We start from the raw sequence: 579 nt of genomic DNA, 5'->3' as shown, positions 1-579 counted from the left end.
TGAATCAGCGTGAAGAGATCTGCGTCTGGGAACAGCTCGCACAGCCCCTCGAGCACCCGCTCGCCGCCGCGCATGCCGGTCAGCCAATCGTGAACGAGGGCGACGCGCATCAACGTGCCCCACCGGCAGCGTACGGAGGGCACCGCTTTAGCGGTGCCAAGATCGGAAGGTCACGAAAACCGTACGGAGGGCACCGCTTCAGCGGTGCCAGAACGCGGGCACACGTCTCGGCACCCCTAAAGCCACCCCAGCGCGGCTGCCGCGCTGGGGACCCCGGCAAGGGGTGCCCTCCATGTGGCGTGGTTGTCTTCGTGGTCTTCGTGGTCTTCGTGTTTGTGAACACTACCTCACGCACGCAAGACCTCCATGTAGATCTGGTGCACTTTCGCGACCGACTGCGCCCACGAGAACATGCGGGCGCGGGCGAAGCCCTTCTCGATGAGGACTGCGCGGAGCGCCTCGTCGGTGACGGCACGGCGGATGGCTTCGGCGATGGCGTCCGGGTCGTGCGGGTCGACGAGCAGCGCGGCATCGCCAGCCACCTCGGGCAGCGACGAGACGTTCGACGTGACCACGGGG

The 579-nt window shown here is 66.8% G+C and carries 1 protein-coding gene; it reads right to left on the bottom strand.

What is annotated here, in order from left to right; genetic code table 11:
* Positions 1 to 347 precede the first annotated feature (347 nt).
* Positions 348 to 579 (bottom strand): glycosyltransferase (locus tag GEV06_29140; protein ID MPZ21903.1); only part of this gene is annotated, 232 nt, incomplete at its 5' end.

This window comes from Luteitalea sp. (genome assembly GCA_009377605.1).
GTDB lineage: Bacteria > Acidobacteriota > Vicinamibacteria > Vicinamibacterales > Vicinamibacteraceae > WHTT01.
The sequence above is the reverse complement of the archived record's forward strand: the minus strand, read 5'-3'. Positions and strand labels throughout refer to the sequence as shown.